Annotated in this window: 18 protein-coding genes and 1 pseudogene; 1 reads left to right on the top strand and 18 read right to left on the bottom strand. The window is 36.0% G+C overall.

Translation table 11 applies throughout. The features are described 5' to 3' along the window. Positions 1-66: 66 nt before the first annotated feature. The 12 genes from ACN6MX_RS04450 to ACN6MX_RS04395 all read right to left on the bottom strand — a co-directional run bounded on the left by ACN6MX_RS04450 (position 67) and on the right by ACN6MX_RS04395 (position 16849). Entirely contained in the window at positions 67-2664 is a 2598-nt protein-coding gene (locus tag ACN6MX_RS04450) for a VWA domain-containing protein (protein ID WP_419961468.1), read from the bottom strand. Beyond that, positions 2648-4405 carry a vWA domain-containing protein gene (locus tag ACN6MX_RS04445; RefSeq protein ID WP_419961467.1) on the bottom strand — a complete coding sequence of 586 codons (1758 nt, stop codon included), beginning with the start codon at positions 4403-4405 and terminating at the stop codon, positions 2648-2650. Before ACN6MX_RS04445 ends, ACN6MX_RS04450 begins: the two co-directional genes overlap by 17 nt. 11 nt (positions 4406-4416) lie before the next feature. Next, on the bottom strand, positions 4417-5292 hold the full coding sequence (locus ACN6MX_RS04440; RefSeq protein ID WP_419961466.1) for a DUF58 domain-containing protein: 876 nt from the start codon (positions 5290-5292) through the stop codon (positions 4417-4419). Then, positions 5289-6281 (bottom strand): AAA family ATPase, encoded by a 993-nt coding sequence (locus tag ACN6MX_RS04435; RefSeq protein WP_419961465.1) that lies wholly within the window; start codon positions 6279-6281, stop codon positions 5289-5291. Before ACN6MX_RS04435 ends, ACN6MX_RS04440 begins: the two co-directional genes overlap by 4 nt. A gap of 11 nt (positions 6282-6292) precedes the next feature. Further along, positions 6293-7723, bottom strand: coding sequence for a hypothetical protein (locus ACN6MX_RS04430; RefSeq protein ID WP_419961464.1), 1431 nt, complete (start codon positions 7721-7723; stop codon positions 6293-6295). Positions 7724-7735: 12 nt separating this feature from the next. Further along, positions 7736-8578, bottom strand: a complete 843-nt coding sequence (locus ACN6MX_RS04425; RefSeq protein ID WP_419961463.1) for an ABC transporter permease — start codon at positions 8576-8578, stop codon at positions 7736-7738. 1 nt (position 8579) lies between these two features. Continuing rightward, positions 8580-9509, bottom strand: a complete 930-nt coding sequence (locus tag ACN6MX_RS04420; RefSeq protein WP_419961462.1) for an ATP-binding cassette domain-containing protein — start codon at positions 9507-9509, stop codon at positions 8580-8582. Next, entirely contained in the window at positions 9509-11914 is a 2406-nt protein-coding gene (locus tag ACN6MX_RS04415; RefSeq protein ID WP_419961461.1) for a hypothetical protein, read from the bottom strand. The genes ACN6MX_RS04420 and ACN6MX_RS04415 overlap by 1 nt, the downstream gene beginning before the upstream one ends. Before the next feature lie 59 nt (positions 11915-11973). After that, positions 11974-12849 (bottom strand): LysR family transcriptional regulator, encoded by an 876-nt coding sequence (locus tag ACN6MX_RS04410; protein WP_419961460.1) that lies wholly within the window; start codon positions 12847-12849, stop codon positions 11974-11976. Between the two features lie 346 nt (positions 12850-13195). Then, the gene (gene cbpB, locus ACN6MX_RS04405; RefSeq protein WP_419961459.1) at positions 13196-13636 is read right to left on the bottom strand and encodes a cyclic-di-AMP-binding protein CbpB; all 441 of its coding nucleotides are present in this window, start codon (positions 13634-13636) and stop codon (positions 13196-13198) included. A gap of 104 nt (positions 13637-13740) precedes the next feature. Then, positions 13741-14508, bottom strand: coding sequence for a 2,4-dienoyl-CoA reductase (fadH, locus tag ACN6MX_RS04400; RefSeq protein ID WP_419961458.1), 768 nt, complete (start codon positions 14506-14508; stop codon positions 13741-13743). Between the two features lie 301 nt (positions 14509-14809). Beyond that, a complete protein-coding gene (locus ACN6MX_RS04395; protein WP_419961457.1) occupies positions 14810-16849 on the bottom strand; it encodes an EAL domain-containing protein in 2040 nt (679 codons plus the stop codon). Between the two features lie 192 nt (positions 16850-17041). Here ACN6MX_RS04395 and ACN6MX_RS04390 point away from each other — a divergent pair, with 192 nt between their 5' ends. Then, complete coding sequence (locus ACN6MX_RS04390) at positions 17042-17506, top strand: YkyB family protein (protein ID WP_419961456.1); 465 nt, start codon at positions 17042-17044, stop codon at positions 17504-17506. Between the two features lie 1188 nt (positions 17507-18694). On the opposite strand, the gene ACN6MX_RS04385 is transcribed toward ACN6MX_RS04390, so the two are convergent. From ACN6MX_RS04385 to ACN6MX_RS04360, 6 genes and pseudogenes are all read right to left on the bottom strand, one after another. Continuing rightward, the gene (locus ACN6MX_RS04385) at positions 18695-19651 is read right to left on the bottom strand and encodes a bile acid:sodium symporter family protein (RefSeq protein WP_419961455.1); all 957 of its coding nucleotides are present in this window, start codon (positions 19649-19651) and stop codon (positions 18695-18697) included. Between the two features lie 229 nt (positions 19652-19880). Beyond that, a complete protein-coding gene (locus tag ACN6MX_RS04380) occupies positions 19881-20786 on the bottom strand; it encodes a chemotaxis protein (RefSeq protein WP_419961454.1) in 906 nt (301 codons plus the stop codon). Positions 20787-20854: 68 nt separating this feature from the next. Further along, positions 20855-21727, bottom strand: a pseudogene (locus tag ACN6MX_RS04375) (NAD(P)-dependent oxidoreductase); the annotation flags it as partial. Positions 21728-21864: 137 nt separating this feature from the next. Continuing rightward, a complete protein-coding gene (locus ACN6MX_RS04370) occupies positions 21865-23109 on the bottom strand; it encodes a hypothetical protein (RefSeq protein ID WP_419961453.1) in 1245 nt (414 codons plus the stop codon). Further along, positions 23093-24262 carry a DUF58 domain-containing protein gene (locus tag ACN6MX_RS04365; protein ID WP_419961452.1) on the bottom strand — a complete coding sequence of 390 codons (1170 nt, stop codon included), beginning with the start codon at positions 24260-24262 and terminating at the stop codon, positions 23093-23095. Before ACN6MX_RS04365 ends, ACN6MX_RS04370 begins: the two co-directional genes overlap by 17 nt. Then, a complete protein-coding gene (locus ACN6MX_RS04360; protein WP_419961451.1) occupies positions 24259-25197 on the bottom strand; it encodes an AAA family ATPase in 939 nt (312 codons plus the stop codon). Before ACN6MX_RS04360 ends, ACN6MX_RS04365 begins: the two co-directional genes overlap by 4 nt. Positions 25198-25210: the final 13 nt, after the last annotated feature.

The following is a 25210-nucleotide window of genomic DNA, read 5'->3' as shown; positions in this document are numbered from 1 at the left end:
GTAAATTCAGTACAGAAAAAATAACCTTTAGAAGCAAATGCTCTCTAATGGTTATTTTTTTACTATTTATCGTTTTTTCTTTTCTCTAACTAATTTCCCAACATTCGTAGTAGTAGTCGAATTAACTGGATCCATTTTTTTACCTATTCTTTTAAACGGAGCAAATAATAGATTGAAACCGAATCTTCTTATTGTTATATCGATGAAAAATAAGAAGATAGTTACCAATAGAAGAAATTGCCGGATAGATTGTTTCTCCGAACTCGAAATCCCCATTTCACGGAAAGCTTCAGAAGCTTCCGTTAGTAGCTTTCCATTTGTTCTACTAGTAATCATATCCAGAATTGCGGTATTTGGCTTTTGAATTTTGTATTCCTCACTATAGGGAATTGAAATACCTGCTTGATAAACAGCATCATGTTCATTGGAAATACGGAAGAACACAAGCCCTGGTTCACTATCTACTGTTACTCTTGCTTTACCAGGTGCAAGTGCTTCAGATATTACGGAAAGCTCCTCCCCTTTTTCATTGACAGCAGCTATCTCCAAAAATGACGACTTTCCAGATGAGTCCGTTACAGTAAATGATTCATCCGATGATTTTTGGATAGAAAAAGGTACCTCACTATAGGCTGGCAGTAACCTTGAGACGGCTGTATTCCAAAAGTCTCCCCAATTATCCCATCTAGCAAAATCTCCACTCCATTCACCGGTAGAATCCGATGTAAATGCAATGGTGCGTCCGAGTCCATACATCCATTCAGCTAATACAGGATCCTCTTTTTCACTTTCCGCAATAACTGATGCAGTTTGTTTTGCTGTTGTTGCTATATAAGCATTCATTTGCGGAACACCTTCTACAAATAAGCTTGTCCACGCTGCATCCCCATAAATAGTTGGATAGAACGGATTGTCTTCAATATATGTTCTCGAAATCATTGCTGTCTCAGTGGACATTATCGCCGGAATGGTAGATTCATCTTGGACATCGTAAAACGTGCCCCCTCCCATTTCTGCTAAACTTTCCAATAATGCTCGATCCGCATCTTGACCAACCGCAACAGTAGAAATGGTTATTAAATTATTCTTTCCATCCTCTAACAACGTTTGATAGTCATTGCTTGTACCTGACTGACCATCCGTCAATAAAATAATATGCTTTCGCTGTAGTTTTAGAGGAGATAATTTTTCGTATGCTAGAGCTAAGCTTGTATATATTTCTGTTCCTCCGCCCGCTCCTACTGAAAGTATACTTTCGACAGCGGTTTCTTGATCGTTTAATGGGGCTGCTTCAATAATTTCCCATGGTCGATCATCAAATGCGATAAACCCAAGTGTGTCTCCTTCTCTAAGCATTTCCACAGAACGTGCCGCTGCTTCCTTCGCATATTCTAATTTTGTTCCACTCATACTACCCGACCGGTCCATTACGATGACTAACCCTAGTGAAGGTAGTTGTTGTTTCCCTTTTATCTCCATCTCAACCGGTAATAATCTTTCAATTGGACTTTTAAAATAGCCTCCTAAACCGAAGCTATTGTTCCCTCCGACCATCATAAAGCCGACACCAAAGTTTTTTACTGCCTGTTCAATTACCGTCATCTTCTGCTCGCCTACGATATGACCTGGTACATTATCAAATATTATCGCATCGTATGCTAAATAATTCGAAAGGTCGAAAGGCAGTACACTTGCATCAATAACATCCGTTGCGATGGCCTGCTGATCAATCACAGCCGCAATATTAGAAGAATTACCATCATGAGTAACTACTAAAAGTCGAGGAGAGCTCTCCACATTAGTGACACTTGTCAGCTTATTGTTCTCAATTAGCCCATCTTCCGCAAGAACTACTTGAGCTTCATATTTTAGTAATCCTTCCCCTTTAGATGCATTTCGAAATGTATACGTATTAGTACCTGGTTCTACGTTAATTTGCTCACGTGTGATTAGCTGATCATTTTGATATAGAAGTAACTCTGCTTCTGTATCAGTTGTCGCTTCTAATGTGACATTTAGCTGTTGCTGCTCACCTTCAAAAGCTACGGGTGGCGTTTCAAAGGAAGTTATTGCAACATCTTCCGACGATAGTCTTGCCATTTGTACAACATCTATCGTGATATTCCCTCCAGCAATTTTCACTATTTCATCACTAACAGATCCAATCGTTTCTAGTCCGTCCGTAAAGAGGACAATTCTTGTTGCCTTATTAGGCTCTACAATACCTGTTGAAAGCTGTATGGCTTTTGCTAAATCAGTATTTCCAGCTTCTAACATAGGACTAAAAACAGGTAAATTCACTTCTCCATCCGTTAAGGCAATTTCCGTTTGAAAGTCTTCAGCAAACGTATAAACTCCTACTAGATGAGAAGTTTTTTTGGATTGTAAGCTTTCATCTATCCACTCTGTTATTTTCTGATCAGTCCCTTGTAGGGAAGCAGAACGGTCTACCAAAAATAAAACCTGTTCTTCTTTAATAGGTAATAATAAATATGGATTAGTAATGCCTAATATCAAACATAGGATAGCTATAATTCGTATACAAAATACTATTTTTCCTTCTCTTTTTAAGCTCTTCTTATCTTTTTTCCAAGTCCAAATGAAATAAATACCAATAGGAACTAATAATAATAGCCATAGCGGTTGGTCAACTCGTAAATCCACGTCGTCTTTGCACCTCCCACTCTATAACAAATAGCAACACTAATAAGATTAATATATAAGGAACAAAGGAATGTGCTTGATGTTCATCCGCTGCATTTATTTGTTGACCGGTCACTTTATAAGAAGTTCCTTTATCCATCACTTTTTCCTCTTGGGGCAATATAACAGAAAAATTCTTCTCGATATCGTTCGAACGAAGAACATATAAACCAGGTTCACTTGGTGCAACGAATTTCCCACCATTTTCAATAGCATATTCATACTCATCATCCATCGAATAAATTTCCCATTCTTCCGTAGCACCAAGAGATAGGGGTTTTCGCTCATTTGGAGTAAATGTCCCTAAATAATCACTTCCTGATGAAAGATGCTCCTTCACACTCCACATGAAAAGTGGAAATGTTGGGCTCAAAGGCCAATCCGTCATTTGAATATCTGCAAGAATAATAATATCTCCGGTTGGAGAAGTTTGAATGAAAGGATCCTCTCCAACAGTAGCAATAGTAGTATAGCCGTCAATAGGGGGATATACTGAGCTTACGTATATATCCGATAAATCAGCAAAAGCAAATAACGGAGATTCGAAAGTCTGCACTATTCCATTTACTTCTTTCGGTGAAGCATCATTCCTCCCTATAAATAAGGTTGGTCTCTCCTTTTCAACATTTTTTCCAAATTGATTGGTTACAACTATACCCTCTTCCTTTAATAACCCCAGTTGTTCTGGAGGTACACTGCTCACATTAATATCCAATGATTGAAAAGCAGTTCGAACGAGCGAATGTATGGAGCTATCTATGAAAACATTAGACAATTGATCTTGCATGAAAATAATATTTTCATTATCTAGAAGGTAAGAATCTTGGATGTCTATATTTGCTTTCAAATACCTTGAAGTTACTAGTCCTTCGAAAGATAATGTAATTGTTTCATTTGGTGGTAATTTAACTGCCTCAGTAACTAATTTCTTCGCGTCATTTGATATCGTCAATTCTGTTACAAGCTCTTTTTCTGATTGATTTTCCAGCTGAACTAGCGTGGAGATTCCATTTGCAGTTTCTGTCGCACCAAAACGTTTTATAGATGCATTCGTAATATCCGCAGTTAAAGCTTCAACATTCCAGCTTACATTTTCATGTTGCAAAGGAAGAGATTGTCTATCTAAATCATCGGTAAAAATATAGACAGAGGTCGCTTTATTTTGAAAAAAGGATTGAGCAAAGTCCAATGATTTTGACATATTTTCAGCTTCATAGTTTATTTCTAATTTGTTAATCTCTTTTTTCATTTGCTCTGTATTTATTTCTTGACGTAACAGGATAGCTGGCTCGTTTCCTGTTGTTATTAAAGTAAGCGGCTTGCCTGATAATTGGTCGACTAGCTCAAGCATTTTTCCTCTATGCTGTTCAAAAAGAGAGAGATTATTATTCGCATTTACTTTCATCGTTGCAGAAGTATCAACTATAAATACAATCTGCTCCCCAGCAAGGGCTTTCGTTTTCCAATATGGTTGGAGTAATGCTAGAACAAGTAAAAGCATTGCAAGCATTTGTAAATAAAACAAAGCATTCCTTTGCAAATGCTGCAAATACGGAGAAGCTTTTGTTTCTTTCATCGCCTCTTGCCAAAATAGTGTAGAGGAGACAGACTTTTTGACATATTTTTTTCGAAAAAAATAATACAGAAGCACAGCGATTGGGAAAATGGCTGTCCAAGCATATATTAACTGATTAATACCCAAACCTTTTCACCTCATTGCACCCAATTTGCTCGCAGTAATTGATGAAACATTGTATGCGAAATACCTTCCTCTGCATTTACCTGCAATAATTTAATACCGAATTTATGGCAAAGTAATTCTATTCGTTTTTGATGTTCTATTCTTTCCTCTTGATATGCTGCTAGTACCCTTGAGGATATCGATACATTTACCTGTTCCGACGTTTCGATATCCTCTAATTGCACATCTCCACCATATGAGGGATCTAGCTCTTCACTATTAACGACTTGTAAAATGCGAATATCGCCAGCGAACTTTGGCAGCTTCTGAAGTAGTCGTTCCCAAGATTCGATACTTTCTAAGCAATCCGTAATAACAAATAAGACCGTACTATCTTTCGGCAGAAAAGGAAGTGCATTATCTGTAAAAGAAGAACTCATGTCTGGCTCTTCTATGTCCGAAATAGTTTGGATTAAGGCTTTCCGGTAAGTTGCTCCCTTTCTTCTAAAGGGAGGCAGTTTCTCTTCACTAACTGCAGAAAAGGATAATCGATCATCTCTCTGCAATACAAGAATTCCCAAAGATACAGCTAATTGCTTAGCGAAGGTCCATTTCAGAGAATCACCCATTGACTTAGTCGTATCAAGTAAAATATGTACTCGCATTTCCTGTTCGTCTAAAAATCGTTTGATAAAATACTTATCTGTACGTGCATATACATTCCAATCTATTTGCCGTACATCGTCACCTGGTGAGTACTCTCGAAAGTCTGAAAAATCTAAAGAAGCACCAAAACGCTGTGAGCGATGGGACCCTTTATGCTGACCTCTTAGTTTTGATTTAGTTGTTATGGATAATCTACTTAGCTTCCCAGCCCAATCCTTTGGAACTAATTGTAGGGTACTCATACTGCTTGTCCTTGCTTAACTGTTTGGAGAATAAGGTCGACTAGTTCATCAGCCGTTTTACCTTCTGCTTCTCCCTCATAATTGAGCAATAAACGATGTCTTAATACAGGTTTAGCAACTGTTTTAATATCTGCAATCGATACATGGTAACGTCCAGCAACTAATGCTCTCGCTTTTGCAAGCTTGATAAGACTTTGTAAGCCACGAGGACCACTCCCGTATTGAATATATTGAGCAATTTCAGGAATGCTTGCTTCTTCAGGATGTGTCGCCGCAATGATGTTTACCGCGTATTCCAGCATATCATCTGCTATAAGTACTTCCTTTACCATTTGCTGTGCATGCACTATTTCTTCTGCATTCATTATTTTATTTAATTGAATCGTTTGTCCGCCTGTTGTACGTTTAGTTATTTCCATTAACTCGGCTTTCGAAGGATATGAGACGAGTATCTTACATAAGAAACGGTCCATTTGAGCCTCTGGCAATGGATAAGTACCTTCCATTTCGATTGGATTTTGCGTAGCAAGCACAAAGAATGGAGGGTCTAATTGTTTGGTCTCCCCAAGAACGGTAACTGTTTTTTCACCCATAGCTTCTAGAAGCGCACTTTGTGTTTTCGGTGTTGCTCGATTTATCTCATCAGCTAACACCATCTGGCTAAAAATCGGTCCTTTTTGAAAGGTAAATTGTTGCTTTCCATTTTCTAATCGTTCAATCATACTCGTACCTGTGATATCTGAAGGCATCAAATCAGGGGTAAACTGAATACGTGAAAAGGATAAATCTAACACTTCCGAAACTGTTCGTATGAGCATGGTTTTACCTAACCCCGGTAATCCCTCAAGAAGGGCATGCCCATCCGCCAATACACAGTATATAGAAAACTCAACTGCCTCTTTTTGACCCACGATAAATTGACCTATTTCTGTACGAACATCATCTAAACGCTTACTCATATTCATGTAGTCTTCTGTTGTAAAAGTCATAGTTTCCTCCGTTATTCACTATTTTCAACTGACGAAAAGTAATCTTGAACAATCCTTTGTAAATCTGATGGTAACTGCATACGCTCGGAACTTTTTATATAGGAATCCGAATATTCGTTGATGACCTCTTCATATGGTCTTGCGGAACCTCGAGTAATAGGTGTATCTGCTGGTTGCTCACTTGCAGAATCTCCATCTCCTAGTTCACCTGAATCGACCGAAGTTTCTCCTATTCCTCCAATTCTTGAAGGAATAGAAAGTAAATCTCTACCCCCTGAACCTAACCCAGCGCCTTTTCCTCCTCCTTGACCTTGACCCTGTCCTTGACCCTGACCCTGTCCTTGACCCTGTCCTTGTCCTTGTCCTTGTCCTTGCCCTTGTCCTTGTCCTTGTCCTTGTCCTTGTCCTTGCCCTTGTCCTTGTCCTTGCCCTTGTCCTTGCCCTTGTCCTTGTCCTTGTCCTTGCCCTTGCCCTTGCCCTTGTCCTTGCCCTTGTCCTTGTCCCGGTTGATTTTGCCCCTGTTGACCTTTGGAACTACTTGAAGTTTGTGCATTGTTATTTCCTTGGGCTATCCCGCTTGAACTGAACGGTAATGATTTACCCATCTTACTTAGAGTAGTTCGAGAATTGGTCGCACTTTTTGCTAATGAATTATTAACATCCTCTAGAGAAGCTAACTCTTCTTGCTCTTCTGCTGTTAAAGATGATTCAGATGCATCATCCTGCTCGGTTACTTCTTTCTTTTGTTCTAGCTTCTGTTCTTTAAGTGCTAATTCTTTTTGTTTTTTCACTACTTCACGTAAAGCTTCTTCTGCTGTATCCATTTCTTTTAGTTTTTCTTTAAGATCTTTCAATTCTTTTTTTACTGGCTTTGATACCTCTTTTTTCTCAAGCTTACTTACTTCTTTCTTTAGCTCCTTCACAATCTCCTGCTCTTTTTCTATATCCCTTGCCTCTAATTGTGTAGCAGCTGGGAACACATACAAAAAGAGCACTGCCGCAAGTGCCAAAACAAATCCCAATATCCACTTAGGCTGAAAAAACTTTTTGTCACGCTTCTTGAATAGTTGAAATGCAATTTCACTGTTATTTTCTGCTTTGGCTATTACCCCTTTAGCGAGCAACGATTTTTCCTGAAGGAAAGCTAAAGCACTTACCAGTAAATTATCCAAATAGAAAGAATCCAGCTTCTGTACTGCTTCGTTTTTTGAAGGTCTCTTCCAAAAAGCATACAAAAACGTGCCTATAAAAACAGAACTTCCAACAAGAATGGAAGTTCTTAAATAATATGGAAAGACAAACAAACGAGATACAAAAAGAATGATCGCAGTAGCACTAAAACTATAAAAGAAGGCAGCTTGGAGCATTCTAATATAATGCTCCACCGCCAGACCGTTTTTAGCTTTAGTAACGTAACGGATTAACTTTTTTGGACTATTCATCTATTGTCCTCCTCACCTTGTCCTCTTCATATTTACTCGCAGTTTTTTCACCGATATAAAAATAGCTAATACTGTAATACAAATATAAAAGATTGCATACCCTGCCCAAATTGGAAAATCTACTTTAGTTGTATCTGTTATAAAGGTATCTGATCCTGGAGATACAAGCGTAAGTACAAGCACAACTGGGTTAATACTCGCAAAAAAATGACCTACGGGCGAAGATGCTAGAGAACCTGTTACCATAGTATTCATACCCGTAATTACTAAGTAGATAAAGCCGGTTACCCCGCTTAAAAAGATCATTGTCCCATAAGTTGCTATCATAGAAACAATTGTTTTACGAATGATAGTCGAGTACATAATTCCAATACTTCCGATAGCAAGCATCGTTAAAAAGAAAAATAAGAAAATAATGCCTAATTGACCTGGTGATACCCCACCGAATAAGAAAACCATGCTATAAATTGGCAATCCAGCTATTAATAGCAATAGTAAAAAGGCAATGGAGGATGTTAATTTACCAAAAATAATTTGAAGTGAAGTCTGTGCTGTCGTTAATAATATGTTCAATGTTTGTTTTTCTCGCTCTGAACTAATGGCACCCGCTGTTAAGCCTGGAGTGATGAAGAGTATTAACCCAAGTTGAATATAGGTGAGCATCGTAAACATAAAAAAGCTTTCCTCTGGACGGAAATAACCAGTCCCAGAAAATTGGGTCGTTAGTAAGATAAATCCAAAGACAAAAATACACATAGCAATTAAATAAAATAGAATTCCTATGAAACTTTTTGGGGAACGAAAGCGCAATTTAATTTCTTTTACCAATACCGGATTAGAAAATACCTGCTTCATATTATTTCGCTCCTTTCGTTATTTCCATAAAGACATCCTCTAAATCTGTTTCGGTTTCAGCGAAGGAAATAATTTTTATCGAATGATCCATCGCTTTTCTTAGTAAATTGATTTGATCGTCTTCTGTCCCTCGATAATGGAAAGCAACTGAATTTTTTTCTGTGTGTAATTCTACTGAGGATACAAAAGGATCCTCTTCAAAAAAGGTTGCAACATTTTCTAACAAACCCTTCACCTTTACAGTAATATGTCGTTCTCCTGCTAGCTGTGCTTGAATATCTGCGACAGAGCCATGGGCGATAAGCCTTCCCCCATCAATCACACCTATTTCATCACACATTTCAGCTAACTCCGGTAATATATGGGAGGAAATGAGAATCGTTTTTCCCATCTCTTTTAACTGCTTTAGAATATCTCTCATCTCTACACGTGCTCGTGGATCAAGTCCTGAAGCCGGTTCATCTAATATAAGAACTTTTGGATCATGTATTAATGAACGAGCCAAACATAAGCGTTGTTTCATTCCTCGTGAAAGTAAATCGACATATTCATAACGTTTATGAGTCAAATTAACTAACTCGAGCAACTGTGGAATTAATACCTTTCTTTCCGCTTCGGAAATTCCATAACTTGCTCCATAAAAATCTAAATACTCATTCGCTTTTAATTGATCATACACTCCAAAAAAGTCAGGCATATAACCAATTTGTTTACGCACCTCACTTGCATCCGTCTTTACACTTTTTCCATTTACAAAGGCATCTCCAGAGGTAGGTTGAAGCAATGTAGCCAATATTGAAAAGGTAGTGGACTTACCTGCTCCATTCGCACCAACGAAACCAAATACGGTGCCCTCTTGTAGCGTTAAATTTAAATCATTTAATGCATAAAAAGGGCCATACTTTTTAGTTAATCCTTTAATTTCTATCATTACTTCACTTCCCCCTTCATACGCACTTCTGGAAGTCGTGTATATGGATCACCTTGCACTGATTTTTTTATTAATTTGTAATGGATTATTCCTTTTTCATTGATATACGTATCAATATTTTCAGTTAAAGTAAAACGACTTTCAGTGATTTCTTCAAAAGATTCGGTTTTTAAATTCCAAATTTCAATAGTATGAGAATTGCGATCTGTATTCGCAATTTGTAGCTGTGTCCAATTGACCTTCTCTAAAGGAAGTGTTTCTGGTACAGCCCAATACACATTATATTCTCCATCATCTAAATACCACTCTAGGTTACTAGTTTGGACCGGTTGCATATATTTGCCGTATTGATCTGTATTCACATTGACTGTGAACATATTAGCTGGAAGCGTAAACTCACCAGATAAAATAGTAGTAGCAGTAAATGGTTGAATAACTAAATGTAATGAAGAAAGTTCAACTTTTTTATCTTTCATTTCAATTGGAAGAATATTGTCCTCGGCAAAGCCAGTAATAGCTGGAGTCGAGTTAGTATCTTTAAATAAAATACTGGATGAATATAAAGCTTGTTTTCGTTGAGTCATTAAATCGATTTGATTGTTCGCAAATGCTCCGTAATTTGTATTAATATACGGGTTAGAAGTTGGCATAAGCATAACCGTACCAAGATCCTTATCAACCTCTAGTTTTTCTCCAGCAGCTAAATCACCTAATTTATACAGCTTACTACCTGACCAAATAGCGACATCTTTTAAGCCAAAAGGAAAATTATTTTGGACTGTACCGAGAATTTTACTAGAGTCGACTCTTAGATTTACCCCAAAATTACCTACGTCCTGAACTTGTGTCTCTCCAAACAATGAAGATACCGACCAATAACCTACATCACGGAATGTTAGTTCACTATTTGTTGCATGTTTTTCCATAATTGCATTTTCGTACACATTAGCCGTTTGACCCGTTAAAGAGTTTGTACTTCTCTTTGCAACCATCGTAGTGGTAATTGGTGCCTCAAAAGTGAAGTCTCCGCTTTTATTGCTTAAAACCGATTCTGCATAATATCCATTCAAGCTTTTATCCTCATTTACTTCAAGGAATGAGGATTGCTGTACTTGGGGTCTTGCTATTCTATCCTTTGCACCGTAGCCAAAAATCGCGAGTGAGGCAATTATTGCAGTGAGAGGAATGATACCCCAGGCATACTCTCGTTTATCTTTTCTTTTCAAAATCATATATAACAATGGAACTATAATGATCATATAAACAACGACAATTCCAACCATTAGAGGTGTAGATACTTTAAAGGAACTAAATAACGAATTCGTTTCACCTAAATTATATACAAGCTCGTCTTTTAAATTATTATAACCGTGCATACTTTGTGTATTTTTCACTTGCACCGCCTGCAATATAGTGGACATTAAATCACTATACACAGGATCTGCAGACAAAGGAGCATCTCCTAGCGAAAAAGTTGTTTGAATGATCGTTCCGCTACCGAGCTGTTTTTTACCCGCTATTATTGTTCCATCCAGTTGTATCAACGGTGACGAACCACTAGTTAAAGACGCTTCATAAATCTTTAGATCATTTGTCAATAAGTTATTCGCTGTTAATGCACTTGCTTGCTGAGCAGTTATACTTTGAGTTGATGTATGTAAACTTAATGGTAGATAGCTGCTTAGATTTCCAAGCTCTGCCGTTACATTATCAGAAGCACCCACTACTATTATTCCACCAGTTGAGACATAATCGATAAGTGCCTGCTGTTGCTGTTCATTTAAATCGGCAATCACAAATTCATCTATAATAATGTAATCTGCCATTTCCCAAGCAACTGCCTCAACTGGTAATGTAAAGTTACTCTGTTGTGCTACATGAATAATTTCATCGTTCACTTGATTAGGTTGCTTAAGTTGACCCAAAACCTTTAAACGATCCGCACTTTCCGTTAAAGTTAAATAGTAAATAGTTGCTGGATCTTGAAAGCTTGTTTTAAACGTTTTAGCTCCTTTGAAGTCGATGGATTTACCTTTTTCCCATCCTCCCTCAAAAAAGTGAATCATTTTTACATTAGTTCCTTGATACATATAATCTTCCGCTAACCCACTTGCTGCAATTTGAATGGTCTTTGTTTCACCTGCTCCAATTTCGAACGGAATAGACTGTGCATTCCCTAAATTATAGGATTCAGCTAAATCGAGGACGATGTCTCCTGAAAATGCATCTCCTTTATTATCCACTGTTAGAGATATAGGCAAGCCTTCACCGTATTTTGCTTTTCCATTAAATCCAGTAGTCACTTTTACATTTAGTTCAGGTGCTGCTAATGCTTCTATTGATGGCGATAATATAAAATAAATCATAAATGCTGAAATAACCATCACAAGTTTTTTTATATGCATCTTTTTCCCCCCCTTTGTCTATATATGTATTAGTACGTTAATGGCAAGTTTTGGTTCCTTCATTGAAAATTATTTGCATGTTTTTTTACAATTTCGACAAACGCATCAACTTGAGGTAGATTGAATGCTGCATCATAGCCGATCAGCCATGTATCTCTCGTCAATTCAAATTGCTCTTCATTATTCGTTAAGGGTATTTTGTTCACATCCTCATGACCCGTTAATGTGATGGATGGTAAAATTGCATAACCTATTCCATTTAGTGCCATTTGTTTACATGTTTCAATTTGATCGACGATAATTTGTCTTTTAGGATTGATCGAAAAATGCTTTTGCCACCATTGTTGAATTTCCTGATAATAGTTAGAATCACTTTTGAATTGGATGAAAGGCTTTTCCGTCGTCAACACTTCATCAATGGACGTCATCTCCTTGTCCACCAAATATAAAGTATCTCTAAATAAATGGATTTTATTTCCCTTCCAATCAGATTGTCCACGCACTATGCCTATTTGAGCCTCTCCATCGTAAATTGATTTAACAATTTCCGAACTCCACCCAGTCAATAGAGATATTTTCGCTTCCGGATAAGTTTGCACGAAGTCCTTTAATACTTTCGGTAGCCAGTTTTGACCAACAATTGAAGCACATGCAATTTTCAAGGTACCATGTACTTTCGATGATAATGATTGAATCGTTTCATATACCTCTTCTCTTTGCTGCAGTATATGACCCGCGAACTCAATAACTAACTCTCCTTCTGGCGTTGCAGTTAGGCCTTTTTGTGATCTCAAAAAAAGCTTCGCATTCCATTCTTTTTCAATTGTTTGAAGTCTTAGAGATAATGCCGGCTGGGATAAAAACAATCTTTCCGCTGCTTTTCGCATATTTTGTTCCTCAGCTAGTGTTTTAATAATTAAAAAATCTGTTACCATAGTCTTTCCTCTTTTCAAATGGGATTGTAATGTCATTCATGGAATGGTCAGCAATGAAAATAGCAGATAATATTACCATTTCACAAGTAAATCACCTTTAAGAGCAAGTAAACATGCCGTGATCGCGAGTATTTATAAGGGTAAGCAAGTAAATTTCTCACGAACGCAAGTAAACGACATGTCATTGCAAGTAGATGTTTTTTGACTTCGCTCAGTTAGAAAGCGTCTAAATGTAACGGACATCCATAATAAAATGTATTCCTATATTAATATCATACTGAATGATACTATGAAAAAAGAAGGCCAACTAAGATTGGCCTTCCATGCTTAAAAAATATCTGGGATTTTATTGCGCTTGATAAAGGTATTTTTTCATTTGTTTTAAAATGACTCTTCTTGTTAAAATCCCTAAAAAAGTTTGCTCGTCGTCCACTACACAAATATAAGGGTTATTTACTAATAGATCTAACCCTTTTTGAAACTTTTCATTTACATGGATGACTGCTATGTCTTTTTTCATAATATCATCTACTTTTAAATCTGGTAAACGCTCATACTCAATATGTTCTAATCCTAAAATTTCATCTGTAATTTGTTGAGAACTTATTAACCCCTGAAGTCTATATTTTACATCCAATACGGGAATGGAAGAATATCCAGTTTTTGTGAGTACAAGTAAAGCATGTTCTGCGTTATTTCCTAATTGTACATGTGCAACCTTTTCTGCAGAAATAATGTAATCCAAAATCGGAATTTGTAAAAAATCTTTGCTGCTCACAGTTATCATTACATCCTACTCCTTTGTTTGCTTTCATCATAAGAAAACACCCTATGTAACTATCATAGCACATTAAAGGAATAAAAAAACCATGAAATCGCTTTCTTTTTTTTTTAGAAAGGATTAGGATTCAGCCATTGTCCACCATCTAATGTCACAATCTCACCATTCATATAAGAAGCCTTATCGGATAATATAAAAGTTGCGAGCTCGGCTATTTCCTCTGGTTTTCCAAGTCTGCCAAGTGGAACAGATTGAAGTGTTCGTTTCGCCGCTTCTTCCGATTCCCATAGCTTTCCTGCTCCTCCAGTACGTTCAATAGGACCTGGTGCAATTCCGTTTACACGAATTCCATATTTAGTCCCCCACTCAACTGCTAATGTTCTAGTTAGTGACATAACACCAGCTTTTGCGGCAGCAGAATGGACTACTCCAGCTCCTGCTCCCCATGCGTATGTGGCAAGCATATTTAAAATAGCCCCCTTGCTTCCTTTGCTAATCCAATAGTTTCCTATCGCACTTGAACAATAAAAGGAACCATTCAGGACGATATCAATTACTGCCTTCCACCCATTAGGAGAAAGTTTTTCTGCCTCTACTATAAAATTACCCGCAGCATTATTAACTAAACCATCAATATGACCATATGTTTTGTCTGCAAATTGAATCATTGCCTCTACATGCTCTGGGTTGCGAACATCCATTTGAAAAAACGATATAGTATTACCATATGCTTCAATTTCCTTTTTAGCGCTCTCGAGCCTTTCTAAATCACGCCCTGTTATGACTACATTTGCACCTTCTGATACAAATTTCATCGCCATGTATTTTCCCATCCCGTTTGAACCACCAGTAACTATTATTGTTTTCTGTTTCAACATGATAAAACACCCCTTTTAAATTGAATGAACATTCACTCAATATTTTATCATACTTATTTAAAAAGTGCCGTAAATTCTAAGAAAATTTGGGCAAGTAGGGACAAGTCCTTTAAGATTATACCCTGTTTCTATCGTTTTCGAAGAGCTTTGGGAAGAAAGGTCGCTATATAATCATCAAGTGGATTTTTAAAGAGTTTGGTCGTGACGTCCGTCAAACCCACCTCTTGCATAATAACTGTATCACTTCTTCAAAATTTATACCTTCATTCATAAAAAAAGCCGTAAATTCTCAAAAAAGAATTTATGGCTTTTCATGTTGCATATAAGTTTCATTGATATGTTCAATTGGAACCGGTTTACTGAACAAATAACCTTGTGCTTTTTGGCAATTAGCTGATTTAAGTATTTCTACTTGTCTGTCCTTTTCCACTCCTTCTGCAATAACTTCCATGCCTAAACTATGAGCAAGTTGGATAATCGTTGTAGCAATAGCTGCATTTTTATCATCTAATTCCATATCTTTGATAAACGATTGATCGATTTTTATAATATCGATAGGATATTTTTTTAAATAGCTTAAAGAAGAATAACCAGTTCCGAAATCATCGATTGAAATTACAACGCCTATATCCTTCAGTTCTTTTAAAGTAGTAAAAGTATCTTGCATATCGGTCATAGCACTCTCAGTGATTTCCACTTCTAATGAACTAGGATTGATTTCATACTTTTGGATTTTCTCGTGTATCTTAACAGCAAAATTGTCTTGTACAAATTGTTTTGGCGATATATTTACTGCGATTCTAACTGGACGATATCCTTTTTCTTGCCAATACTTTAACTGTTTACAAACCTCTTCTAGCACCCAATCCCCTATTTGCATAATCATTCCGGATTCTTCGGCAAGTGGTATAAAATTCATTGGTGAAACATATCCAAACTTTCTATTGTTCCATCGTAGTAGAGCTTCAAATGAATTTATTTCACCTGTCACTAGATTAACTTGGGGCTGATAATGAATAGAAAACTCTTCTTTCTCAATCGCTCTCCGTAAATGTGATTCCATTAAGGCATCATTTGGAAAGGCTAAATTCATTTGTTCTTGGTAATAGCGATAATGCGCTCTTCCTCTATCTTTAGCAATATATAATGCTTGGTCCGCCTTTATAAGTAACTCATCCATCTTTTTTCCATCATATGGGAACATAGAGATACCTATAGAAGCTGTGACGAAATATTCTTGGTGATCTAAGTATAAAGGCTTAGAAAGTTCTATTAAAATATTTTCTGCAAACTCGCTAGTCTCATTTCTAGATTTCCCTATAATTATAAAAACAAATTCGTCACCACTTTGGCGATATAAATTACTTGATTTATCTATGTACAATCCTAATCGATCCGCAATTTTTTTCAGTAGCTCGTCTCCATAATTATAGCCGAGTGATTCATTGATCATTTTAAATCGATCTAAATCAATTCGTACTACCGATATTTCGCTACCCGGTTCCGCACTCACTAAAGTTTCCCGTAAATGCTCCTTTAGTGCACGTCTATTCCATAAGCCTGTAAGATGATCATGGTAAGCAAGATAATACAATTGTTCTTGTTCATCTGATTCTGTCGTAGTATCTCGAAGAACTAAATGCAAACCAATTATATTATTATTTGTTTCCAGCGGTATAGCTTTTATATACATAGGTAAATAATGCCCTTTAACATGCTGGATTAAACAATTTTGCATTTCCGTAGCATAGCCAGTTAATGTTTGCTTCATCATCAATTGAAAATTTCTCATCGAGTTTTCTTCAATTAGCTTTTCAATCGATTGTCCTACTAAGAGCTTTGGATCATAGCCTAATATCTTTGATGTTATAGTGTTCAGGTCGAGGACATTTCCATTCTCACTAATCGAAATAATGGGATCTAAATTATTATTAAAAAGGGAAAAAAATTTGTCTTTATAACCCTTTAAAATACTTTTTTCTTTCTCATCCTTCGTCCTATCATACATTGTCACACCGTAAATCGATTCTATTCCATCTTCTAGCAATATAATTGTAACATCATATGTATACTGTTTTTTTTGTATGGTAAAAGGAATATTTTGATGGAACTCATACTTTCTATCTTTAACAAGTAGTGTTTGTAGTTGGTTCGATACTGCCTCTAGTGCGCTTTGTTCAAATGGTTGAAATGTAGAAGTAGCTGCATCATTTACATAAATAACAGAAAATCCATTTTGTTCATCTTTTTTCAGCAAATATGTTGGGATGGAGGGATTTTCATTTATCACATTTATTAAATAATCACTGATAGCCAATTTTTTATCTGATGAATTATGCATATAGTCCTCCAATGATTACGAAAAAGTACTTGTTATATAAATAACTTTACTTCATTTTATCGGTTTATTCACTACTTTCTTTAGAAATGTTATCCAAATATATTTATTTTCAACATTTTTTTGATTTGTGTACACAATTCGTGGTGGAATTGGTATGATATACTTATGGAGCAGCTTTCGAAGGGGGATTTTATGTCAGTTATATTAGATGAAAAAAACATAGCAACAGCAATCTATACAGTAAACCGTCACGCGAAAACAGCAATAGATAACAAGCCACTTTATGAATTGAAAAAGTTAACAATTGATAAACTATTAGCTGAAAATAAAGCTAGAAAAGTTGGTCTTCATTTCGTTCGAAACCCAAAACATAGTCAACAACAATCCTCTGTCTTGATCCAGTATGCCGATTATTATTTCCATATGATTCCGGTAAAAGAAGATTTTAAGAACCTCCCACATCTTGGACACTTAGACGATTCCTATCGAAACCCAATTCGAAAGATGAATTTAAAGATGGCTAAGCAGTTACTTACCGAATATATTGGTCCTCATCTTATTGTGAAAAAGTCCCCAAAGCAACCTGTTGTTAGTACTAAGTCCTATATGAAAGAGCACCGATATAAACGTACGATGAAATCCTATTTAGATAGATAAGCAATTTTGAATTTTTTTTATGTTGTTCAGAGTATTAAATCTTAGATAAGATTATTCTGAAGAGATTAAATAAGAAAAACTGGGTAAAAGTCACCCAGTCCTTTAATTCAAAACCTGTTTCCAACGTTTCCGAAGTGCTTTGGACAGATTTCTTGCTATATTATTACCGATGAAATTTTTGGAGATTCTGGTCGTGACTACGTCACGACCAGAATCTCTTTTTTCGATAATCTTATGGCGTTTGTCTGTCCATCGCACTCCTTCAACGCTTAGAAACAGGTCAGTGCATTTTTTAATAACTAGAGAAAAGATACCTACTTATTGATAGAACAAGCTCACGAAGATGCAATTTCGTTCGCTATTTCGCTACTTTATTTAGTAAATACTTACTATTTCTCTTTATTTCCACTAGTATTAAAGAAAATCTACTCTGTTGATACTTCTTTGGATAATTAATAGAATATATAATTCAAAAACGATTACAAATAACTTTATCACACTCTAAAATTTGACCAATCTTATCATCAAAGTGATAAGCTATGCTAAATCTTATAGTGGAGTAATACACACTATATTGATTGGAGTGTAAGGTGGCGACTCCTGTGGGATGAGTGAGACAGATGAGCTATCACATCGACGCGCTAGCGACGGTGATAGCTCATCGCTCACCCCACGGAAAGCGTCCACCTGAAACGGAAATCACAAGTATTATTCATTTTTTAAAGTGCTATAAATCCAGTGCTCATGGTACATTTTTATATACTTTCTTATTCTTTAAGAAAACCGTGCAAAAAAATGCCTGGTCCTTAAAGATCAAAACCTGTTTCTATCGTTTTCGAAGAGCACTGGACAGACGTTTTGCTTTAAGATTATCGAGCGAATTTTTAGTGAGTATTGGTTATGACGATTGTCAAAACCAATACTCACTTTTTTCGGTAATCTTATGGCGGTTGCCTGTCCATCATCGTTGCGATTACGAGGTGGTGCTCTTAGCCTGTTTCTTTGTAAATACCTGAAGCGAACTCAGTTGTATTATTCGTTCTTTAAAGTTTCATAAACTGGTGTTCACGGGACATTTTGTGGAAAGTATATTTGGTAGGATTACCGCTAAGTTAAAAGGATTGAATTTTAATATGAGTATGCTGTTCATACAGATTTTTTTCATCCCTTTTAAAAGTACACTTGAATTCAAGTTTCCAAAAGACCATCTTTTTTTAACTGTTTTTTTTGAATCACTTTACTAAATAATGAAGCAAGTACTTGCTGAAATAACATTCCAAAAACAACGGGCATTGCAACTTTCGCAGGGAAATAAGTGGTTGCAACAATAACACCAACAGCAATATTTCTCATACCACCAATGAAAACAAATGTTGTTAGAATACTTGTATCCTTCCAGATAAATCTACCTAGTAGCATAGCAAAAATATAACCAGAGATAGATAGAATAAGTACCAAAAATATGACACCGATTAATTCCCAGTTAATATCCTTTAGATAGGGTGCTATAGCACTACTGTTTATCATTATAACCCCAAAAAGACTTAGTTTTGAAAGCGGGCCTAAGTATTTTCCTATAGTGTTTTGGATAGAACCTTTGGATAGTTCATTAAGTGCAATCCCTGCAATGGAAGGCAGTACTATCATCCATAGTAAATCTATGATAATTGATGCTGTATCAATAGCGATACTTTCACCAACAATTATATGCAATAGATAAGGCATAATTATTGGAGATAATAATGTATCAATTAATACGATAGATAAACTAAGTGGGATATGTCCTTTACATATATTAACCCAAATGACGCTGGTAACCCCAGTAGGGACAGCAACAGAAAGAACGTATCCAATCGTTAGCAAATGATCGTCAAAAATAATTGTAGATAAGGTATAAGCCCAAATAGGCATTAAAATATGTAAAAATGCGATACTTATTAAAATAGTTTTATGATATTTGGTAAACACCTTGATATCATTAAGCTTCATACTTAGACTACTGGAAAAAGTCATGAAAGCAAATAACCATGGAACTAAGAATAATAGGAATCCACCCACATCCTCCAAAAATACACCTAGTACTAAACTTAAAGGAGTTAAAACAGCCATCCATCTTTGGATAAAGAAATTGAACTTTTGTAGCAATCTACTTCCTTCCTTCTATCAAGATACACTTAGTTTTTGCATAAAAAGATTCTATACTTTTGTCAAAAACGGGGTGACTTATGATTGCCTATCAATGAAGACACAAGACTACCGAAAAAAGGAGGGCACGATGCTAGTCGCGACCCTCCATATATATGCTAAGATAATGGTACAAATTAGTGTTTGCTTACAACTATTATTCCATTTTAAAATTTCATAATAGCCCCGCTTATAATATAAACTTGTCGATTTTTAAAACTAGTTCTGCTATTTCAGGTTTACTAATTTGATCTTCTGCTCCAACTTGATCTCCTTTATGGCGAAGATCATCCGTAATTAAACTAGAGAATATAAGCACAGGTAACTTCGATAAATTGTTATGCTCTTTTATCTTTTTAGTTAATGCATGGCCATCCATTTGTGGCATTTCAATATCTGTTACAACAATTTGCACATGTTCTGAAATGTCACTTGTGACTTTTGTTAGTTGTTCTAAATAGTTAATAGCATCTAACCCGTTCTCAAAAAACTCTAAGTTTGCGTAACCAGCTTCGGTCAAAGTGTCATGTAACAGTTTACGAAGTAAGGGTGAATCCTCTGCTATTACAATTTTTTTATCTGAACGCTCACGTTTCCCTAGCTTCTTAACGGACTCCACATTAATACCTGATTCTGGATTAATATCGACAATAATTTTCTCGAAATCTACTAGTAGAATCATTTCTTCCTGTCTTTTAATAACCCCAATAACATGTGATGAGCTGCCTTGATAAATATCTGATGGTTTTTCAATTTGATCCCATGAGATACGATGAATTTGAGTAACATTATCCACATGGAAAACGACCCGTTGTTTGTTAAACTCTGCTACGATAAACTTTTCTTGATCACTTTTATTTTGGATAGGAATACCTAAAACTCTATTCATGCTCACTACAGGTAAAACCTCTCCGCGAAGTTGAACAATTCCCTCCACATGTGGATGTGCATGTGGGATAAACGTAATTCCAATAGGTTGAATTATTTCTTTAACCTTGATCACATTTATACCAAACTTATTTTGTCCAACTTGGAATTCCACAATTTCTAATTCGTTTGTGCCACTTTCAAGTAATATTCCTTTGTGGTCGTTCATGGTGAATCGCCTGCCTTCATAATATGTATTACAGCTATTATAACATGTACTAGTAAATAATCACTATATTATAAGTAGCTATTAATCAAGGCTTGTGTACCATTTTCTGCGTAACCTTCATTCATTAAGTCCTCATACAATGATTTTGCAAGTGTTAAACCAGGTAACGTAAGACCCATCTTGTCTGCCTCTTCCAGAGCAATCTTCATGTCTTTAACAAAATGCTTTATATAAAAACCTGGCTCATAATTTCCCACTATCATTCGCGGAGCCAAATTGCTAAGTGACCATGAACCCGCTGCTCCCGTTGAAATGGAACGCAAAACCTGATCTAAATCCAAGCCAGACTTTCTTCCATAAGCTAAAGCCTCACAAACACCAATCATGCCTGTAGCAATAGTGATTTGATTACACATTTTAGTATGCTGACCTGCACCAGCAGTCCCTTGGTATAAAATTGTTTCTCCAAATAGATTTAATATCGGAAGAACTTTGTCAAATGTTGCCTCTTCTCCACCGCACATAATAGAAAGTTTTCCAAGCTGAGCACCAATATCTCCCCCAGAAACAGGAGCATCTAATGATAGCATCCCTTTTTCTTTCGCTTTTTCATCAATTTTCTTTGCTAATGTTGGTGTAGATGTTGTCATATCAATAATCGTTAAATTTGTATTGTCTATTTGGAAAATACCATTATCTCCGAAAAACACTTCTTCCACATCATGTGGATAACCGACCATTGTAAATAAAACTTCTACCTGTTGTGCTACTTCGCTAGGCGATGAAGCCATTTTTGCTCCTTCTTTTACAAGGTCAGCTGCCTTTTCTTTCGTTCTAGTATAAATTATTACTTCATGATTAGCATTTAATAGATGCTTCACCAAACTTTTCCCCATCACACCTATACCGATAAATCCAATCTTCAATTGTTTTAGCATAGTTAACCTCCGTTTATATTTTTAATACATTTAGTGTACCAAAAAAAGAGGACCATCCATATAACTTTTGGATGATCCTTAAAAAGGGGGAAATGAGAATGTTGCTGTGTTCTTTATTATTATGCCCCGCTCAGACATTTTTAAACATCTTTTTCAAAAAAATATTTTGTTTTTATTTTTTCGAGGTTTGATAGAAAAAGTTCAGCCTTTTCTGAAGAAATAGTTAACTTTCCATATCTTACTTCCTCATAAACTTGGAAGAATTCATCCATCACTGTCCATTCCATCCGTAAGAACCATTCACGTACTGTTTCACTTTTAGTTCGTTCAAAATCATACAAGGAAGCCTCTACTTCAAATTCTTTATACTTTTCTCTTAATAGAGATGTATCCACTTTATAAAGTGATTGCTGACCATTTATCTGTTTCTCTTTCCTATCCTCTTCTACATCTTTATTAATATAGTGAATAACACTAGGCTCTGCCGATATCGTATCTGGTTTATTTTTCAATAAATATCGGATAAATAATACAATTATAATAACTGCTAAAACAAAGAAGATTATTTCAAACGGAAAACCGTTACCAAGACTTTCCGAAACTATTTCATTTGGCTTCAATTCCGTTTGCTCTCCTGGCTGAATACGTTCACTTTCTTCCGGTACTATAATTTCTAACCGACTTACTAGCTTGTCTAAGTATTCTAATAAAGGGATAAATGGAATGACAGCAATACTCATAGCCTTTCCAAATATAACACCTAGTCCTTTTCTTATAACTGGAATCGTAAAATAAAGTACAGCGGATAAACCCACTAAAGATAGCAATCCTAAGAAAAATCCGCCTACTACCTGAGATATAGAAGCTGAGTTTTGTTTATTCGTGCTTATCCAAACAGCATACAATCTCATAGCGATAGGCAACACGACTCCTGAAATGACTACGCTATATAATGGAAAGATATAGTTCTCTATCCCAAGTAAAAAACAAATAAAATGAACGGCTAAAAATAGTAAAAAGAAATTCAAATTATAGCTACTTTCAACTGTTTGGTCATCCTGAATTTTATTAAACCTTACTTGAATACGCCATATAGAAATACCAGTACCTATTAAAAATAACCAGATAGGACTATTAAACCAAAATAATATTAGTAGAACACCAGTAGGAACAACAAATGGAATAATTGGATTTGGACCAGTTCTATTCATTATTATTTGCATGCAGATAGCAATAATAATCTGAAGGATGATCCATAAAAAGGGTAATACGATGGTTGTGTCATTTTGAAAAATTACCAAAAGCAGCGCAACGATCCATACATCTTGTATGTATTTCCCTATTGACTGTGCCTGAACTTTTACTTGGTTAATCATTATATCCATGAGATATGCCCCCTATCTCTGCAGGTGACTTATATAATACATTCGTTCTCTGTTCCCATCGATGTAGTAACGGTGTATAAGTCTCTAAATGATGCGTCATCACAAATGTTGCAACTGGTAACTCCTCATGCAAATCCAAGTATGTTAGTAATTTATCAAAAGGAATAATACTATTAGCAATCGAGAGTATCGAAAGTAACTCCATTGCCTGTATGCGATGTGAATCTCCACTACCTAATGGGAGATATACAAAAGGAACTTTTCCAGATGCTCGAACATTTAACGCAAATGAAAATGGGATATCTTCCTTGTAGCAAGCATCAATATAGGAAGCAAGCCATTCTAATTTATCTTCAAAATCAGAAAGCACACTATACTTTTCACCTACATTGACGACAAATAAGACCGACACATTCGCCACATGTGTAAAAACCTTTGTCTGTAACTGCTGGGTTTTCGCACTTGCCTTCCAATGTATATGGTTAAACTGATCACCAGGCTCATATTCCCTTGTACCTACAGGAAAGAAAGGATCGTCAAACAATGAGGAATTTAACGCCAAATCACCTTGCTTCAATTTTGATGGTGCAAAATCTCCTTCGATATTGTATATATTTGGAAAAACAATCGCATCTTTAAGTATATATGGCTTAAATTCCAGTAGTATGGATCCATCTGTTAAAGGATGGGGTATTTGGACATGGAGTTGCTTAATCTTTGCAAGTCCTCTGCTCACCCCTTTAATAGGAACATTTAATGAGACACTTTTTTTATAGCCAATCGAAAAAGGAATTTTAACTTCGTGAAAGTCACCTATTGTTGTATTAGATATTCCCTCTGGCTCTATATTCGTTTGAAAAGATATAGTTAACACTGCGTTCCAAATTGGCAGTCCTTTGTTTTGAAAAGTCAATATAAAATCGGAAGAAGTATCCTTCATTAATCGTATTCTTTTTTTATCATTCACAAATTCAAACTTCTTCCCAACTTTGCGATAATAAATTATTTGAATTAGCCCGATCAACAATAAAAATGAAATAACCGCAACGAAAATAAACTGTTTAAAAAGAAAACAAATAATAAAAGCGAAAACAAGGAGATCTAAATACATTTTAGTATTTCTCATACCGGAACCATGACGATTCCAATTCATCGTACATTAGCCTCAACAGGTGCTTCCACCTCTTCTACTATTGCTTTCAAAATCTCTGCTAAATTATGAATAAGCATTCCTTGAGATGATAACTTCATCCGATGAAGACATACTGGCTCCAAAACCTTTTTCACATCATCCGGTGTCACGAAGGTCCTATTATTCACAAAAGCATATGCCTTCGCAGCTTGTAAAATCGCCAAAGAAGCCCGGCTACTAAGCCCTAGTTCTATGTATGGATGATTTCTTGTATAATGCACGATTTGAATGATATACGTCATGATATCCTCATGAACGGTTACTTCTTTTACTTGATCTGTCCACTTTTCAATCTGATCCAATGAGACGATTTTGTCGATATTAACTTTTCCTGGTGTGTGACCAAATTGCTGCAGAATACTTTTTTCTTCTTCTTGAGATGGATAATCTATCGTCAATTTAAATAAAAAACGGTCTAATTGTGCCGCTGGTAAAGGAAAAGTTCCCTGTTGCGATTCAACTGGGTTTTGTGTAGCAATAACCATGAAAGGCTTTAAAAGAGGAATTGTTTCCCCGTCTATAGAAACCTGTTTTTCTTCCATTGCCTCCAACAAACTAGACTGAGTTCGTGGTGTTGCGCGATTGATCTCATCTGCAAGTAATATATTACTCATCACTGGTCCTACTCGAAGAACGAATTCTTGTTGTTGTGGATGAAAATAACTGATACCCGTAACATCTGAAGGTAATACATCCGGTGTAAATTGTAAACGTTTGAATTCACCGTGAATCGCTTCCGCAAACGCCTTAGCCATCATTGTTTTTCCGGATCCAGGAACACTTTCTAATAATACATGGCCTTGTACTAATAACCCCATTAGCATAAAGTTAATTTCTTTTTCCCTTCCAACAATGGCTCTATTCAATTCCTGTTGTAATAATGAAATACTACTCATTTTACTCGCTCCC

The sequence above is a fragment of the Psychrobacillus sp. BM2 genome, assembly GCF_048572895.1.
In the GTDB taxonomy this organism is placed as follows: Bacteria; Bacillota; Bacilli; order Bacillales_A; family Planococcaceae; genus Psychrobacillus.
The sequence above is the reverse complement of the archived record's forward strand: the minus strand, read 5'-3'. Positions and strand labels throughout refer to the sequence as shown.